Raw genomic sequence first — 16,712 nt, 5'->3', positions numbered from 1 at the left:
GCAGGATGGCGCTTTCATGTCAGAATAGAAAGACGATAAATTCGAGAGCAGGTGACTATATGACGATTCAATTGATCATTGACGGCGGCGGAGATGTTCCGCAGGAAATGATGGATCGATACGAAATCAAATCCGTTCCTTTGAACATTCATTTTGGAGAAGAAAGTTATAAATCAGGGGTGTCCATCGACCTCCCTACCTTTTACGAGAAGATGAAACAATCGGACGAGCTCCCCCGTTCTTCCTCCCCGAGCCCGAATGACTTCTATGAAACGTACAAAGAAATCGACGCGCATCGGCCGATTCTCGTCCTCTCGATGACCAGGGGACTCAGCAGCACCTACGACAGCGCTGTAATGGGGAAAGACATGCTGCTTGAAGAGCAGCCGGACAGGGAAATCAAGGTTTTGAACACGAAAACCGCTTCCTGCGGCATCGCCCTGCTCGTTCATGAAGCACAGCGGAAGATTGAGGAAGGACTTTCTTTCGAAGCAGTCGTATCTCATATGGAAGAACGAATTGAGAAGACGACGACCTTGTTCCTCTTGAAGACACTCGAAAATGTCATCAAAGGCGGACGATTGGATAAAATGAAAGGCGCAATCGCTAAGACGTTAAACATCAAACTCTTAATGAGAGCCAGCGAAGACGAGGGATCGGTGGAAGTCACAGAGAAAGTCCGCGGCGATAAGAAAGCCCTTCGTCGGTTCATCGAGCAGATTGGAGAATATGCCCATAACGTCGAAGACCGCATCATCGCTCTTTCCCATTCCAATGATGAAGAGCGTGGACGGAAAGTATTAGGCGCCATCCAGGACCACTATCCGTTCAAGAACAGTTTGTTCATGGACGTCGGACCTTTGATTTCCACCTATGCAGGAGAAGGCGGTCTCGTTATCGCATTCTTCCGCGACTAACTATCGTTGACCGGGAAAAACCGGGCGCGGAAAGCGTCCGGTTTTTTTTCATGCTTTCAAGAAGCTCATCCCTTTCAGGAAAAACCGATAAATCCACTCCATCAATATGAGAATCTACAGGTGAAAGACCGGTGCAGCCGGTCACGAAGGTACAGTACTTCTAGGATGGACGAAATCGAGCACTTCATCGAAAAGTTCCTCCTGATCATCGCCATGACAGATCAAATGCTTCGATTTCTTTAAGAATACCAATTCCTTCTCCACCGACGGTATTTCTTTCTCTAAGTAAAGCGCCGCCTTCTTCGGCACCATGCCGTCCAGCTCTCCCTGAATGATCAATACCGGACACCGGACATGACGAAGGTACGGCCTTGTAAACTGGACACACTTCATAAACTCGAAGGTGGAAAATAAATAAGTATCCTTCAACTTCTTCTTATATCGAAGGAACAGCTCATTAGAGGAAAGGACTCCTTTCCACGCATCGAACACCATTTCTGCCACATCCTTATACATCTGCGGCAGGCTGACATACTTCCCCGCTGCCGACAGCAGCACAAGCCTGTCAAGACGGTATTTAGCCGTCAAGTATGCCGCAATCATTCCTCCCATCGAAAAGCCGATAATATAAACTTTATCATTGCGTGTCATCATATCAAGCAGGGTGAGTTCCGCCGTCGCAATCCACTCCTGATAATAATGCCCCTCCAAATCCAAGTCTTCTCCGTGCCCGGGGAGTGTCGGATTGGCTATTTCCCAGTCCGTGCGCTTCTTCAGGAAGTCAACGAGAGGTTGTACCTCCTCCGGGCTTCCCGTGTACCCGTGGATACACAAACATCCGATAGTCATCATCTTCTCCTCCAGATTGTCATCATATTGTATAGAAAAAGACGCGCACTGCAGCAGCGCGCGTTACTTGAAGCCTTTAACGAATGAGCCGAGACCTTTGACTATCGGACTCACCTGCTGCATCGTTTTCACGACCTGCCCGGTCGTCGACATCATCTTATCGAAATCAAGCTGCCCTTCTTCATTCTGAAAATACCCCATGACTCCTTTAGGAATCGAGGAAGCGTCAAAAGAGGCGGATTGTTCTCCGGTCTCAGTATAACCCGGATAATTGTAACTATTCATGAAGGGCTGTTGCTGCTGGTACGGCATATAGGAAGCATCTGTGTACATAGGATAACCCCAGTTACCTCCCTGGTTTGAATACATCGGATAATTATTCTGACGATAGGCGGTTTCAGTCGGATAATAGTACCAACCATTGGAATAGGTTTGGTAAGGATCTTGGTACATGTCAGGTCCCACCTTTACATTATTTACTTCAGCCTATGTCAAAAGACGAAAAAAGTGTAAAAAAAACAAGTGATTTCCCATCACTTGCACCACTTCAAGAAAAATTCATGGAATCTGTGTCCACGAAGAAAGTCTCGTCTGATCTTATTTTCAATGCTTGCTTCAGCTTACGTTCCTGAAAACCGAGGATCTTCTCACCATCTATGAAAGTGGCAGGCGTGCCATAAATCTTCTTGCTCTGTAATTCTTTGAAGTACTCTCTGTTCTCAGAAATGTTCTTCTCTTCATATTCGACATTCCAATCCGAGAGCTTCTCCAGCACACGCGCACAATGGGTACAATCATTACTGGTATACACGATGACGTTCCGCTTACCCAAGCTTCTCCCTCCTTACATCTTTCCTTACGCCTATTAATTCATACCCGTTCCGTTTAGCTTTAAACATGAAATCCCTTCCTGAATTCCCATAGAAAAAGACAGAGGGTAGTCCCCCCCTGTCTCCCTATCCAAGCCATCTTTCATAAAGATAATCGATTTCCGTCTGCAGCTTTGCTGTTCCGGTATCCTCTCCGCCCTTTCGCTTTCGCTCTTCCAGCTGCTGCTCCAACTGCTGAATCTGCTCTTCCAGAGGGAGTTCCACCTTCTCCGGCTGCGATGGTTGTGTCGGGTCTTTCTTTTGTTTCTCATCCAGACTTTCCAGCCATTCTTTACGTGTTTCCTCATACGTGCCGATCCGGCGCTTTAACTGTCCATTCATCATGTACGCTGTTTCTGTAAAGCAGCGGTTTAAGAACCAACGATCATGAGAAACACCAATGACCGTCCCGTCGAATTGATTCAATGCCTCCTCCAAAACCTCCTGCGATTCCACATCCAAATGATTGGTAGGTTCATCGAGGATCAAGAGTTGGATATCCAGATGCATGAATACAGCAAGCTTCAGACGCATCTGTTCTCCCCCGCTTAAATGACGGAGCTTCCGAAATACGTCGTACCCATAAAACAGAAATCCAGCAAGATGATGACGGGCCTCTCCTTCTGTCACACGAATCTGCTCCCTGTAGAAATCGATCAGACGCCGGTCACCGTCCACCCCTTTTAACGGTTGCTGCGGCAGATAGCCGATTCGAAGGTCCGGCGCCCGCTTGATCTCTCCATGATCGGGCTTCTCTTCTCCTAACAGCATTCTAAGCAGTGTCGATTTCCCGCTTCCATTCGCCCCGACAATCGCCAGTCGGTCCTGATAACGGACATGCAGATGAAGGTCCTCCAGGATGGTATCATTCTGATATGCTTTATACAGGCTACGGACGACGAATACATCTTTCCCTGATCGGTCTCCTGCATCAAGGCGGAGCTTCATCTTCTTCGGATCGAGAATCGGTTTATCGAGTTTTTCCATCCGTTCCAGCGCCTTCTCCATACTTTTGGCTTTCTTGAACAATTTCTCATTCGGAGGATTGGCTTCATTCGCCCATTGTCTGAGTCTGCGGATGGCTTCTTTCATTTTCTTTATTTTCTTCTGCTGCTCTTCATATTGATGGAATTCGGCAAGCAGCTTCTCTTCCTTCTGCTTTTCGAAAGCAGAGTAATTTCCCTTATATACATCCACCGCTCCAGCTTCCAGATCCATGATATCCGTGGCGACCCGGTCGAGGAAAGAGCGGTCGTGGGAAATCGCACAGACCGTTCCGCTGTACTGGAGCAAATAGGACTCGAGCCATTCGATAGCAGGGAGATCGAGGTGGTTCGTCGGCTCATCCAATAATAGAACGTCCGGCTCTTCAAGAAGCAGTTTAGCGAGACCGAGCTTCGTCTTTTCTCCTCCGCTTAAATCATTGACGCTCCTATTAAGAAGAACCGTGATTCCAAGGCCGCCTGCGACCTGTCGAATGGAGGAATCTATACCATATCCTCCAAGCCTCGTGTACTCCTCCTGCAAATCCCCATATTCCTCTATGGCCCGTTCCAGCTTCATCGGGTCCGTCATCTCTTTTTCCAGCAGCTTCATTTTCTCTTCCATTCGGATCAAGGATTGGAAGGCTTGGCGCAGGTAAGATTCCGCTGTATCTTCCCAAGCGGATGGAATCTGTTCCAGATAACCGATTTTCAACCCTTTTTGGATGAAGATATCTCCGCCGTCTATATCCTCCTGTTTCAGCACGATCCGGAACAGAGTGGATTTCCCACTCCCGTTCCTGCCTACGAGTCCGATCCGCTGCTGCGCCTTCCATTCCATATTCAAACCTTCAAACAATACTTCGCCACCGACGATCTTATTTATATCTTTTAATGTAATTATCATCATTACGTTCCTCCTAAAGACAAATGAAAAAAGCACAAAAAAAGCCAGAGGTCCCGTTACCTCTGACTTTGGCTTTCTTATATGATCAGATATGAGACGTTACATTCCTTCCTATTCAGCTGTTTTTGGACATACGTGTCCCTGTGGCAGCTGAATCATGAATAATTGCACGACGCAGATAATTCAATTGGTAATCAAGCGTGTGCATCTGTAACATCTTCATACCTCCTTTGTCTTTAGTCTACTTGCCATTTTACAAAAGAATCAGATAATTGTCTACTCCTGTTGTGCGTCGGCGTATTTACCGAGCTTCTTCAGAAGGTCGATCGCCTGGCGTTTCTCCTCATCGGTCAAGCCTCCGAGAATCGACTCGATCCGCTTCCAATGGTCAGGAAAGATACTGTGCAGGAGCTCTCGGCCCTTGTCCGTAATGGAAGCGAAGGTGATCCTTCTGTCGTTAGGACACGGCACCCGCTCCAAGTATTTCTTCTTCTCCAGCTTGTCCACCACATAAGTGATACTGCCACTCGCGAGCAATATCTTCTCTCCGATTTTCTGGAGCGGCTGCGGTCCTTGATGATAAAGCAGTTCCAGTACCCCGAATTCCGTCGGGTTCAATTCGTAGCGTTGTATATCATCCTTCACCAGATCGGATATCGTCCGCTGTGCTTTTGACATAACGACAAACAGCTTCAGCGAAGGGTCTTGTTTCTTTTCTTTATATAACTCTTGTTCGTTCATGACGTCCGCCCATCCTTTTCCATGATCAGGCTTTCCGGTTCCCGCTCCTCATCGTCTGCGGGGACTGAGAACACGATGCCTGCAATAGTAGATAGTATAAGTTTAACAAATTTGCTCTGTCAAACCATCCCACCTTGGGAAATAAATATTCCGGTCAATTTCCCGGGCCGATGTGCAGCGCCTCCGGTCCCCCACCGAGAAAAGTGAAATGGGCAGGCAGGACCTCTATGCTCGTCGGTGTTTTTCCCTGAATTTCCCCGTCCATATCCACCGCTTCCTCTGCTTCCGTTTCTATCTTGATTTCCCTGCCTTGTCGATGGAAAAGCTCCTGGAATTCCCGATCTTCAGCCGAAGGTTTACCCGCGTTCAACAATTCCCGGAAAAACGTCAGATTCGAGTTCTTCACGATTAACACATCCAGTTTGCCGTCCTGAAGATGGATCGTAGGAAGCGGCACCCGTCTTGTTCCGATGAACTGCCCATTCATGACCAGCACCATCACCGCTTCGCCATCGATCTCTTCCCCATCCACCGTCACCTTGAAGCGGAATGGGTCGGCTTCATTCATCGTCTTGAAGGCACTGATGAAATAGCTGAGTACACCCAATCGGTTCTTCTGGTTCGGATCAATGTTCGTCGATGTCTGTGCAACAAGACCGATCCCCCAGAAATTGATGAAATACCTGTCGTCCGTCTTCCCGGCATCCACCGACAATTCCTCACCTGTTATGATCGCTTTCGCTGCCTGCTGCAGCCTCTGCGGAGTATCCAATACGCGGCTGAAATCGTTGCAGGTGCCTCCCGGCAGCACACCAATGACCGGGCGCTTTTCCAGTTCCGCCAGGTGATTGATACATTCGTGAACTGTCCCATCCCCACCAAAGATGAGAAAGACATCCACTTCCTCTCCGAAGCGGCGGCATACTTCCCCGACTTCTTCCACCTCGAACGTCTGAATGACACGAAGCTCTGCAATTTCCCTGCTTAAGGAAGGAAGCGTCTGCTGCAAAGCCGTATCCAGTTCCGCTTCCTCTTTATTTCCATTATATAAGAAAATACCACGCTGATATCGAGGCATGACTATCCCATCCTTCCTCCTATCATAATTGACTATTTTCCATCCTTTGAAACCACTCCCTCTCTTTTTATCGCTTCCCAGAACCGCTCCGGCTCATCCAGGGTCAGGTAGATGCGATCCACCCGCTTCTTGAGCCCGAAGAAAAGGTGTACATCCACAGCGTCTGCAAGCTCCAGCACAAGCTGCGGAGGCACCGGTTCGAATCCCGCCAGCCCGAGATGAACGGCGCGCTTATCCTTTCGCCAGCGCTCATCACCCGCTTCATATACAGCCAGTTCCTTTATATCAACCGTATCGATCACAGTATGGAAACGAAGTCCTTTTTGAATGTGGAGACGGTCATCCTCAAGGATAACCGGAGACTTCCGGATTGCCTGGTAGTCTCCGATCAGGAAAAGCAGGGCATACAAATCAAGCACCGTCGCTATCCATGCGGCCGTGTGGCTGTACTGCATCAGCATGACGTGCACAGCAATAATTTCAATCAGCATTGCGTGGACGAGCATGAGAAACACCCCGAAGTACTCACTTCGCTGGTGATAGCTGAAGCTGTTCGGCGCAGCAGGAACGCGGTCGAACCGCGGAAACAAAGCGTAACGAACAGCAGAGACGTCTGTTGCAAGAAATCCGCTTAACCGGGAGAAGGTACGGCCTCTCCCTTCCAGATCGAAGGTCCGCTTATTCGCGGCGAAGATGCGTGGAAGGAGATGAGGATATTCCTGGGATGCTCCTTGAAAGTGACGCTTCCATTCCGGGTATTTCTTTACGAACAAGACGATCATCCCTATTTCAAAGAGGACGACAGCCGCCTCCAGAATCAAGACTGATACATTCAACAGGAATAACTCTTCCTTTGCGTAATCAGGAACAATCCAATGGATGAAAAGAAGACCGAGTAAAATCATCGGCGCAAATACAGACAGCGTCGGTTTCCTTCTCAATAGAAAGGTGAAGACGACAACAGGCAGAACCACCATGACGTCAAGCACCGTCCCCCATACGAGCAGGGGATCCACCCGCCCCGTCCATTCCCATTTTTGAATAGCTATATTGGATCCAAGCAGCAGGAAAATAAATACCAAAGCGATATAGAAGGACTTCGGTTTACGCTCTATTAATCCACCCATCTTCTGCCTCACTCCTTTTCCTTCATTTTACAATAAATCCATCAGGAAATATGTGTACAAATACCTTCTATTCGTTAAGCAAAAAGAATCAGGCGGGAGGATTGCCTTCTCTCCTGTTCTGCTTTATACTTCTATTTGTTTAGGGGGCTAAATAAATGGAAAAGAAAAAACAAATTGATCATTCTCTGGGATATAACATCCACATGGTATCCCATTTTCTAAAAAACATATATAACGAAAGACTCGGCGAATACGGATTGACACACGCCCAGGCGAAAGTCATCTACTTCCTTGCGACATCCGGGGAACAGTCCCAGACAGAAATGCAGAAGAGACTCCATATCCAGGCCTCTTCTATGAACGGACTCATTGAATCGTTATTAAAGCATGAGCGTATTTTGAAACGCCCAAGCGAAACGGACAAACGGACAAAGCTTATTTCGCTTACCGATCAGGGCTTGGATCTCTACGACACGATCCTCCAGATCATCGACGAAATAGAAACAGAAGCTACAGAAGGATTGTCCTGGGAAGAAGAACAGGTGATGAACGCCTGGCTGAAAAAGATGCAGAACAACTTGAACCGCGACCTTACAAGGAGGGACGGCAAATGAAAGAACAGAGTCAGCGTTTAGGTACACAGCCGATTCCGAAGCTGCTGGCCAATTTATCGATTCCCGCTATGGTAGGAATGTTCGTCATGGCCTTATACAACGTCGTCGACACGCTATTCATCGCCCGCGGCGTCGGCATTCTCGGCGTTTCCGGGGTGAGTATCGGATTTCCTGTCATGATGATCATCATGGCCATATCCGCTGCTGTCGGTATCGGGGGTGCTTCCGTCATCTCAAGACGTCTCGGGGAGAACAAGCCGGAAGAAGCGAACCACGTCTTCGGCAACGTCCTGTTCACCATCGTGCTCGTCAGCGGCATCGGTCTGATCGGTGCCTTCACCTTTCTCGAACCACTGTTAAGACTGTTCGGTACGACCGACAACATCATGCCTTTCGCGCGTGATTATTTGTTCCCAATCATGGTCGGATCGTTCTTCTTCTCGTTTGCGTTTACAACGAACAGCATCATCCGTTCGGAGGGGAATTCGAAGTTCGCCATGATGACCATGATCATCCCTGCTGTCATCAACATCATATTAGATCCAATCTTCATCTTCGGTCTTGATATGGGCGTGCAGGGGGCGGCGGTTGCAACCGTGATTTCCCAGGCGACCGTCACCGTCGTCATTTTAAATTACTTCCTTAAGGGAAAATCCTCCCTTGCTATAAAAACGGCGTACCTCCTCCCTGTATACAAAGTGCTGAAAGAAGTCGTGACCATCGGCTTACCTGCCTTCATTCGGCAGGTGGCAGGGAGTGCGATGATGATTGCGATCAACTTGATGCTTATTAAATTCGGCAGCGAGTTCGAAGTCGGCGTCTTCGGTATCGTCCAGAAGCTGACGATGTTCACGATTATGCCGATGATCGGAGTCCTTCAGGGCATGCAGCCGATCATCGGGTACAATTACGGTGCGAACAATGATGAAAGGCTGAAGGACACCATCAAACTCGGAATGAAGGTTGTCACGATAATTTCCGCCCTCATCTTCATTATTATGATGGTCTTCCCGGAAGGCTTGATGAAGATTTTCACCGGAGACCAGGAGACGATCGATTCCGGTGCTCATGCCATGCGGATCATGTTCTCTCTTGCTATATTAATTGGTGCTCAGGTCGTAAGCGGCGGTTTGTATCAGGCTTTGGGCATGGCAAAGCCTGCGCTGATACTTTCCATGGCACGCCAGGTTTTATTCCTGATTCCGCTCGTACTGATCCTGCCGAACTTCTTCGGCGTGACCGGCGTATGGCTTGCCTTCCCGTTATCTGACCTGTTTGCGTTCACCCTGTCTATGTTCTTCCTGTACAAAGACAGGAAGCTCTTCTTCCATACGAAGAAGAAACCAGGAAACTATGATACAGCAGCCACTTAACGTATTTCCGGGCGCTGGAAAACGAGAAGGCTTCACACCTGCCTTCCCGTCCCCTTCAGGGCCTGAAAATCAATACCGAAACAAACAAAGGTGCTTCTTTGGAAGCACCTTTGTTATATCCTTGAAAGCTGCCTCTTCTTTCCGATGGAGTCCACCATTTTCAGGATTTCTCATTTTTCCAAAGATTACAATCCTTTATAGCAACTGGTGACAATTTCCGTTAAAATAAGACATAGCTTTAATTTTGCTGCCAAAGGATGGAGGACATGACTTATTCAGTAAATCTCATTAAGTTGTTCACCCGCCGGGACGATCATTTATTTCGTTTGAATGAAGCCGAGCGGCTGAGGAACGTTTGGAATCTATTATTCTTCACTTTAGTATTAACAGTCCTTACATACACATGGACGGCTTGGCTCGGACTCGGCACGGATGCGATCTCTGCCAATATGGACGGGTTGACCCGTACAGAATACGAACAGAGGAAAGCCTGGTTTCTGATCGGCCGGACAGCGTTCGCCCTGGGAATCTTCCTATTCGTCCTGTTCATCTCTTCCTTTTTCTTCTGGTTATTTAATAATGTATCTTATAAGAAACTGTTCATCATCCAGATGAACGTATTGTTGATCATGCTTTTGGAACGGATCACATGGATTCCGCTCATGGTCTACGCAGGTATCGACTGGTATGTATCCCCTCTTTCCTTCGGAGTGATCGCTTCCTACATCACTTCCATCGAGTGGATCATTTATTTCTTCGGAGCGATATCCATTTTTCAATTGTTCATCATCTGGTATCAAGTCAAATGTCTCACTTGGTTGTCTACTACGAGAAAAGGGTGGATATGGACTGGAGTCATCGTTTGGCACATCCTCTTATGGGCCGGTACCTCCGCCCTTGCCCACTATGATTTGTTCCTACTTTATCTAATCAGGTAAGAAAGCAGCAGGTGGAAATACTATGGCAAAAGTTAATGTGAAAGGGCGCATCCTGGGATTATTAATCGTCGCATTTATTGTGGCAAACGCTCTCCTCATTTATTTCGATGAGGAAGAGAAGGTCGAGCGAAAATCCTACGTCCACGACTGGTCACAGACAGTAACAGAAGATTTGGCGGAAACGCTGGAGACAAAAGGAGTTTTCACTTCGGAAACGACTACCCCTGTATACTTGGATGAGGAGCTTGGCAGCTTCCAAGAGTTTCTCGTTGAAGAAGGAGATACCGTCGCAGACGGCGATGACCTGTACACTTATGCTGTATCAGATTATTACGCCCAGGAAGCACAGCTTCAGGGAGACATCGACCGCATCGAGCAGGAAATCTCCGCGACAGAAGCTTACATAGAAGAATTGGAAGACTATGAAATTCCGGAGCCGTCCGAGTCGACGTCCGGAATGAGCGCTCCCAGCTTTTTCGGGGGAGGAAATCCGGATGAGACGGAAGAAATGACGGATCGTTCACCTCTGCAGCAGGAGGACACTTCCTCCAATGCGGAAGCAGAATACTTGAAGCAGGAGAAGCTTGCCGAACAGGCGTCGGAACTTATGAAACAGGAAGCGATGCTCGAAATGAAGGAAGACCAACTCGACCAGCTGCAGCAGGATGGCGATCAGATTACCGTTACAAGCACCTTCGCTGGAACCGTCACGGAAATCTCGGAAGAGCTGGATGCTCCGCTGCTTACGATCGCTTCCACCGATCTGATTCTCTCCGGCACATTAGATGAGTCGGCGCGTACGACTGTGGATGAAACAATGCAGGCAGACATTAGAGTACCGGAGCTGGATATGGAAAGCACCGGTTCGATCAGCTCCATCGATACCCATCCGGATCGTACGTCTGTAAAAGGAACGAGCCGGTATCCTTTCACCATTGCCATGGATGACTTGAACGAAGACGTTCTACCAGGGTATCACGCTGAAATAAGCATCATTACAAACGAATCTCCAGGCGCTGTCACCGCCGCCGATGAAGCGCTCAGCACAGAGGAGAATCTCTTTGCCTGGGTGATGAATGAAGACGGTGAAATGGAGAAGCGGGAGATTGAGAAAGGCATAACCGAAGACGGCCTCGTCGAAATCGTTCAGGGCTTAGAGGAGAACGAATGGCTGGCCGTTCAGCCGGAAGATGAGTTCCGTAACGGAACGGTCTTCTTCACACCGATCCATATCGATGATGTCCATGCTAAGAAATTATTCAAGCTGGATAAGCAGACGAAGTTGACCTACGGTATGCTCGGGTTTCTGGCCAGATAAAGCACGTATGAAAACGCAGGCCCTACGCCTGCGTTTTTCTTTCTTCTGCTTACCCCCTCCAAGCTTTTCCCACAGGAAATAGAGGCCTCCTCCCTTCTCATAAAACCCTCTGCGCAAAAGGCATATCCTTTGCATCTCCCCTCCACTCGTGGGACGATAGTCATAGACATAACCACCAACAATGAAGGGGGCAGGCAGATGAAATTAAGCATACTGGATCAATCCCCTATCCTATCCGGGGGAAGCCCGCAGGAAGCACTAGCACAAACATCTGAGCTTGCAAAATGGACAGACGAACTTGGCTACCATCGCTTCTGGGTGTCGGAACATCACAGTACGGACAGCCTTGCAGGGTCCGCACCCGAAGTATTAGCCGCCCATCTCGCTTCACAAACCAAGAAGATCCGCATTGGTACTGGCGGGGTTCTTCTCCCGCACTACAGCTCTTACAAAGTAGCGGAAGCCTTCCGCATTCTGGAGACACTTCACCCGAATCGTGTGGATGTAGGTATCGGCCGGGCACCAGGAGGAAAACCGAACGTGAACCTTGCCCTGAACCGCGGAAAGCTTCCTAATACAGAAGGCTATCCACAGCAAGTGGAAGAATTAATGGCGTATCTTCACGGATATGACCCGCACGGTATGGATATATATGCGTCACCGAAAGGACAATCAGCGCCTCCTGTATGGATGCTCGGTTCCAGCGGGACAAGTGCTCGGGTCGCAGCTGATTTAGGCACCTCTTACTCGTTCGCCCACTTTATTAACGGCCGGGGCGGGACAAGAGCAGTCGATCGATACAAAGACTATTTCACTCCATCTATGCAGCAGGATAAACCTGCTGTGAATGTATCTGTTTTCGTCATCTGTTCAGAATCGGATGAGAAAGCCGAGTATTTGGCAACAGGACTTGATTTAGCCCTTCTACAAATTGAGCGCGGAACCGATATGAACCATTTTCCGACACCGGAAGAGGCACTCTCCTATTCTTATTCCCTCTATGAAGAAGAGAAAATCCGCGAGAACCGGCACCGTATGATCGTTGGATGCAAGGAGAGAGTAAAAGAAGAAATGGTCCAACTCGCCGACGACTACGGGGTCGATGAGTTGATCGTCAATACCATTGTTTCTCCATTCGAGGAACGCATGCGGTCGTATGAACTACTGGCGGACGCCTTCTCTTTGAATAAGGAATACTCCCGACACTAGGAACTCTGTTCCTGGTGTTTTTTGTATGAATTTTTATATCCTGCTCAACAAATAGATCGGCTTACCGATTTAATAGATGTCAGACATCATACAAAAGGAGTGGCTAACGTTGAAAGTTCGATTGCTCGTGTACATGTTTCTTGCTCTATGGATCCTTACCGGATGCAGTGAAAACTTAGAAAAGGCAACGGCACAGACCTTTTCTGCCGGACTGCTCGTTACAGAAAGCGGTCTTGGAGATAACGCCTACAGTGACTCGGCATTTCAAGGATTGGAACAGGCCAGGGATGAGCTTGGCATTACATTCGATTACAGAGAACCATTCGATAGAGACTATGAGGCAAAGGCGGAAGAAATGATTGAACAGGGTCACGACGTGATCATTGGACTCGGATACAATTCCCAACCTGCCATTGAAGCCTTGGCGGATAAATACCCGGAGCAGAAATTCGTGTTGATCGATGCTGTATCTGAAAAAGAGAACGTCCGATCCATCCTGTTCAAAGATGAAGAAGGCAGCAGATTGATAGGCATGATTGCCGGTTCCAAAACAAAATCCGATGTGGTCGGATTCATCGGAGGAGAAGAAATGCCTGTTATTCAAAACTTCGAAAAGGGATTTCGGGAAGGAGTAGCGGCCGTGAACCCGGATGCAAAGGTTCTGACAGGCTATACCGGCTCGTTCGATGACGATGAAGAAGGGGCCCGATTAGCTGCTGATATGGCGGATAAGAACGCGGATTTCCTTTTCCCTGCTGCAGGATTTGCCGGAATTGGAGTGTTGAAAGAAGCACAAAATCAGGGGATCTATGCCTTCGGTGTCGATACGGACCAATTCTTCGTAGCGGAAGATGCCGTTGTGTCTTCCATGTTGAAAAACGTCAACGTGGCGTTATACAGAGTCATGAAAGAACTGCAGGAAACCGGTGAAATCACTACAGGACCGGAGACGCTCGGGATCAAAGAGAACGGAATCGGCCTTGCACCTGTCCGGATCATCGAATGGACAGAAGCAGACGAACAGATGATCGACGAGGCGGACGGGAAGGAATAAAGGAGGAGAACGATCATGACCATTGCGAAACGATTATACATAATGACGCTGATCCCCCTGTTCATATGCCTTATTCTGATCGGCTTCATCGTTTTCCAAATGATGAAGTTGCAGCAATCATCGAATCAGGACGTGCAGATTCTATTAGAAACGAAAGAACTGCACGGAGGACTTGTCACAGTGGAACAAGCGTTAACTACCTATGGATATAACCCATCCGCTGCTTTCCAGGAAGATGCGGAAACGCAGATCGCCCAGATGGAAGAGTCATTCAAAGAAGTAGCTCCCCTCGTCACAACAGCTGCTCAAAAACGCTGGTACGAGCAGGCAGAAGCGAAATTTGCTGATTGGAAGACCCGGGCACAAGAGGCACTGGCGGACAGCGATGTCAATGAGGTACAGCGGCAGGCTTCCAGAACGGCCGGAATAACGAATGACGTGTACATGCTGGAGCAGGAAGGGCAATCCTGGTATCAGAACCAAATAGACAGGCAGAAGGATGCTATCCGTCAGTTGATTACATTTACCATCATTGCTGCCACGGTCCTTCTCGTCCTGACCATCCTGTCTACGACCAGACTGACGAAACACATCGCCAAACCGCTTCGCGCGCTTGCCGATAAAGCAGCAAGCATTGCGGACGGTGATTTGACGACGGAGCTCGTGGTCATGGACAAAGAGAAAGATGAAATCGGGCAATTGAAACGATCGTTTCAAACGATGGTCGATCAACTCCGGGGAACCGTGTCTTCCGTTCACCAAATCAGCCGCCAAGTCGGTACATTCAGCGGGAGATTGAACGAAGAAATGCATGCCCTTACGGAAGTCTCCGACCAAGTTACTCAGTCTACGGACGAGTTGGCCGCGGGAAGCCAGTCCATATCCAATGACATGCAGGATGTCGCCTCCTTAATGGAGGAACTGCACCACAGCTTCTTGAAAAACACAGAGCTGGGATCGGCTTCGAGACAAGCAGGGAAACAGGCGCGGGCGTTTGTCGAAGAAGGAAGAGAAAGTGTCACGAGTCAACGTTCGTTAATGGAGGAAAGCAGCGCTTCCCTCTCTCGTGTCGAGAAATCGGTCACGGACTTCATCCAATACACCGACCGTATCGATACGACGATCAAAGTCGTCAATGATGTAGCCGAACAAACGAACCTTCTTGCTTTGAATGCTGCCATCGAAGCGGCCCGCGCCGGGGAACACGGGAAAGGCTTCGCTGTCGTTGCAGAAGAAGTAAGAAAACTTGCTGATCAATCGACCAATGCTACGGCAGATATATCCGACATGGTCAGCCAAATACGAAACGGTGTCCGGAGCATTGAAAAGGAGATGACCGCTGCTCTCTCCCTGGCAAAGGAACAAACCGGTGCTTCCGTCAAATCAGAGACCGCATTTGAAAGGATTACTGATCAAGTAAAAACAATAGATACCCGATTGGAAGAGCTTGTCGATGAACTCTCTCACTCTAAAGACCGCAGCGAGAACGTCCACGCTTCCATGGAGAACGTCAGCAGCGTCATCGAACAAACAGCGGCAGGTACAGAAGAAATTTCTGCATCAACCGTGGAACAGCAGTCCGCCTTTGAACACTTACGCAAGGAGGCGGCCCATTTGACCACCATGGTGACAGAGCTGAACGAACAAATCGATCACTTCCGCTGGGATAAAGAACAAGCATAAAAACAAACCGCTCCTCAATGAGGAAGCGGTTTTCTTTATCTTCTCTTCGGTCTGCCTGCCGGTCTTTCCAACGAAAGCAGGTCCTCATCGATGTTCATTACCTTCTGTTCTACCATCCGTCTGGCATCCGTGATACCTTTATTGTAAAAGATCGGACCTGCTTCCTCTGCCATCCACTGGACGAAGTGATCGGCCGCAAGCTCTCCGAGCACCTCGTTCCGCTCCATTTCAAAATGCTGCTGCACCTGATCGATCAAATATTCCCGTTCTTCTTTCGTCAACGATTTCATGCTTCATCCCTCCTCCCCCATCGTAGCATACTCTCACGCCATTCCTGTCACGCAGACGGCATCGTTCGGTTTTGCGTCACGGAGATGGATGCGAACCTGTTGAAACCCAGCCTTGACCAGCAAGGCCTGCAGCTGGCCGCCTAACAACTCTGCTGTATCATCCCCCGCTCCGTCCTCGTGCGGGCGAATGGTTAACGCGATTTTCCCGTTTCTCCGCATCAGCCCCCGCAAATAGAGGAGCGTCTCCAGCGGCTTTTCCCAATACGTACTGTTATTGACGGCGTAGACTTTATCCAGCTGCTGAGTGAAAGTGGTCACCTGAGATGCTTCTCCGTGATAGAGGCAGACATCTGCAGTACTCTCCCGTTTATGTAGATGGCGCAGTGCCGTGTATACCATCGCTTCCGATGGATCGATTCCGAACAAATGGATTCCCGGTACTTCCAATGCCTTTTTCAATGCCCCTCCCGAACCGAAGCCGATCTCCAACACCCGGTCCCCCTCTTCCAAGGTAAGAAAATGGATGGTCCATTCATTCAACGCTTCATTCTCCCGTTCCATATACTTTCCAGCGAGCTTACCAATCCATCCTTCCGGTTTTGCGAACTGTTCATACAGCATGTCGACACCTCCTAGTCCTTTCATACCCCGGGAAGCCCCTCCGCATGCAGGAAGCAGGAATAGTTTCCTTCCTGTCTTTTTGTTTGTATGATAGAAAAGAGTCCAATGGATGATAAAGATGGAATAGATAGAGGAGGAATT

17 protein-coding genes are annotated in these 16,712 nt (G+C 48.7%); 8 read left to right on the top strand and 9 right to left on the bottom strand.

Annotated features, from left to right (window positions below):
- Positions 1–59 precede the first annotated feature (59 nt).
- The gene (locus M662_RS02130) at positions 60–917 is read left to right on the top strand and encodes a DegV family protein (protein ID WP_026576981.1); all 858 of its coding nucleotides are present in this window, start codon (positions 60–62) and stop codon (positions 915–917) included.
- Between the two features lie 141 nt (positions 918–1,058).
- Here M662_RS02130 and M662_RS02125 read toward each other — a convergent pair whose 3' ends face one another.
- The 7 genes from M662_RS02125 to M662_RS02095 all read right to left on the bottom strand — a co-directional run bounded on the left by M662_RS02125 (position 1,059) and on the right by M662_RS02095 (position 7,471).
- Positions 1,059–1,766 (bottom strand): alpha/beta hydrolase, encoded by a 708-nt coding sequence (locus M662_RS02125; RefSeq protein ID WP_008632981.1) that lies wholly within the window; start codon positions 1,764–1,766, stop codon positions 1,059–1,061.
- A gap of 63 nt (positions 1,767–1,829) precedes the next feature.
- The gene (locus M662_RS02120; protein WP_008632983.1) at positions 1,830–2,219 is read right to left on the bottom strand and encodes a YppG family protein; all 390 of its coding nucleotides are present in this window, start codon (positions 2,217–2,219) and stop codon (positions 1,830–1,832) included.
- A 94-nt stretch (positions 2,220–2,313) separates the two neighbouring features.
- Positions 2,314–2,598 (bottom strand): glutaredoxin family protein, encoded by a 285-nt coding sequence (locus M662_RS02115; protein WP_008632984.1) that lies wholly within the window; start codon positions 2,596–2,598, stop codon positions 2,314–2,316.
- Positions 2,599–2,722: 124 nt separating this feature from the next.
- The gene (gene abc-f, locus M662_RS02110) at positions 2,723–4,528 is read right to left on the bottom strand and encodes a ribosomal protection-like ABC-F family protein (protein ID WP_035387928.1); all 1,806 of its coding nucleotides are present in this window, start codon (positions 4,526–4,528) and stop codon (positions 2,723–2,725) included.
- Between the two features lie 273 nt (positions 4,529–4,801).
- The gene (locus tag M662_RS02105; RefSeq protein WP_026576983.1) at positions 4,802–5,266 is read right to left on the bottom strand and encodes a MarR family winged helix-turn-helix transcriptional regulator; all 465 of its coding nucleotides are present in this window, start codon (positions 5,264–5,266) and stop codon (positions 4,802–4,804) included.
- A gap of 154 nt (positions 5,267–5,420) precedes the next feature.
- Positions 5,421–6,344: a YegS/Rv2252/BmrU family lipid kinase gene (locus tag M662_RS02100; protein ID WP_008632998.1), complete on the bottom strand. Its 924-nt coding sequence runs from the start codon at positions 6,342–6,344 to the stop codon at positions 5,421–5,423.
- Positions 6,345–6,376: 32 nt separating this feature from the next.
- The gene (locus tag M662_RS02095) at positions 6,377–7,471 is read right to left on the bottom strand and encodes a hypothetical protein (protein ID WP_026576984.1); all 1,095 of its coding nucleotides are present in this window, start codon (positions 7,469–7,471) and stop codon (positions 6,377–6,379) included.
- 155 nt (positions 7,472–7,626) lie between these two features.
- Here M662_RS02095 and M662_RS02090 point away from each other — a divergent pair, with 155 nt between their 5' ends.
- The 7 genes from M662_RS02090 (at position 7,627) to M662_RS02060 (ending at position 15,660) form a co-directional block, all read left to right on the top strand.
- The gene (locus M662_RS02090) at positions 7,627–8,085 is read left to right on the top strand and encodes a MarR family winged helix-turn-helix transcriptional regulator (protein ID WP_008633000.1); all 459 of its coding nucleotides are present in this window, start codon (positions 7,627–7,629) and stop codon (positions 8,083–8,085) included.
- A complete protein-coding gene (locus tag M662_RS02085; protein ID WP_026576985.1) occupies positions 8,082–9,458 on the top strand; it encodes an MATE family efflux transporter in 1,377 nt (458 codons plus the stop codon). Before M662_RS02090 ends, M662_RS02085 begins: the two co-directional genes overlap by 4 nt.
- Before the next feature lie 266 nt (positions 9,459–9,724).
- A complete protein-coding gene (locus M662_RS02080; RefSeq protein ID WP_026576986.1) occupies positions 9,725–10,396 on the top strand; it encodes a hypothetical protein in 672 nt (223 codons plus the stop codon).
- A 22-nt stretch (positions 10,397–10,418) separates the two neighbouring features.
- Positions 10,419–11,714 carry an efflux RND transporter periplasmic adaptor subunit gene (locus tag M662_RS02075; protein WP_026576987.1) on the top strand — a complete coding sequence of 432 codons (1,296 nt, stop codon included), beginning with the start codon at positions 10,419–10,421 and terminating at the stop codon, positions 11,712–11,714.
- Positions 11,715–11,912: 198 nt separating this feature from the next.
- On the top strand, positions 11,913–12,923 hold the full coding sequence (locus M662_RS02070; RefSeq protein WP_008633004.1) for an LLM class flavin-dependent oxidoreductase: 1,011 nt from the start codon (positions 11,913–11,915) through the stop codon (positions 12,921–12,923).
- Positions 12,924–13,032: 109 nt separating this feature from the next.
- The gene (locus M662_RS02065; RefSeq protein ID WP_008633005.1) at positions 13,033–13,977 is read left to right on the top strand and encodes a BMP family lipoprotein; all 945 of its coding nucleotides are present in this window, start codon (positions 13,033–13,035) and stop codon (positions 13,975–13,977) included.
- Between the two features lie 15 nt (positions 13,978–13,992).
- Entirely contained in the window at positions 13,993–15,660 is a 1,668-nt protein-coding gene (locus M662_RS02060) for a methyl-accepting chemotaxis protein (protein ID WP_026576989.1), read from the top strand.
- 35 nt (positions 15,661–15,695) lie between these two features.
- Here the strand turns inward: M662_RS02060 and M662_RS02055 are convergent, their stop codons facing one another.
- Together M662_RS02055 and M662_RS02050 are read right to left on the bottom strand one after the other, a co-directional pair.
- A complete protein-coding gene (locus tag M662_RS02055) occupies positions 15,696–15,950 on the bottom strand; it encodes a DUF2164 domain-containing protein (protein ID WP_008633007.1) in 255 nt (84 codons plus the stop codon).
- A 33-nt stretch (positions 15,951–15,983) separates the two neighbouring features.
- Entirely contained in the window at positions 15,984–16,571 is a 588-nt protein-coding gene (locus tag M662_RS02050) for a class I SAM-dependent methyltransferase (protein WP_026576990.1), read from the bottom strand.
- Positions 16,572–16,712: the final 141 nt, after the last annotated feature.

The sequence above is a fragment of the Bacillus sp. SB49 genome (assembly GCF_000469135.2).
Lineage (GTDB): Bacteria > Bacillota > Bacilli > Bacillales > Halobacillaceae > Halobacillus.
The sequence above is the reverse complement of the archived record's forward strand: the minus strand, read 5'-3'. Positions and strand labels throughout refer to the sequence as shown.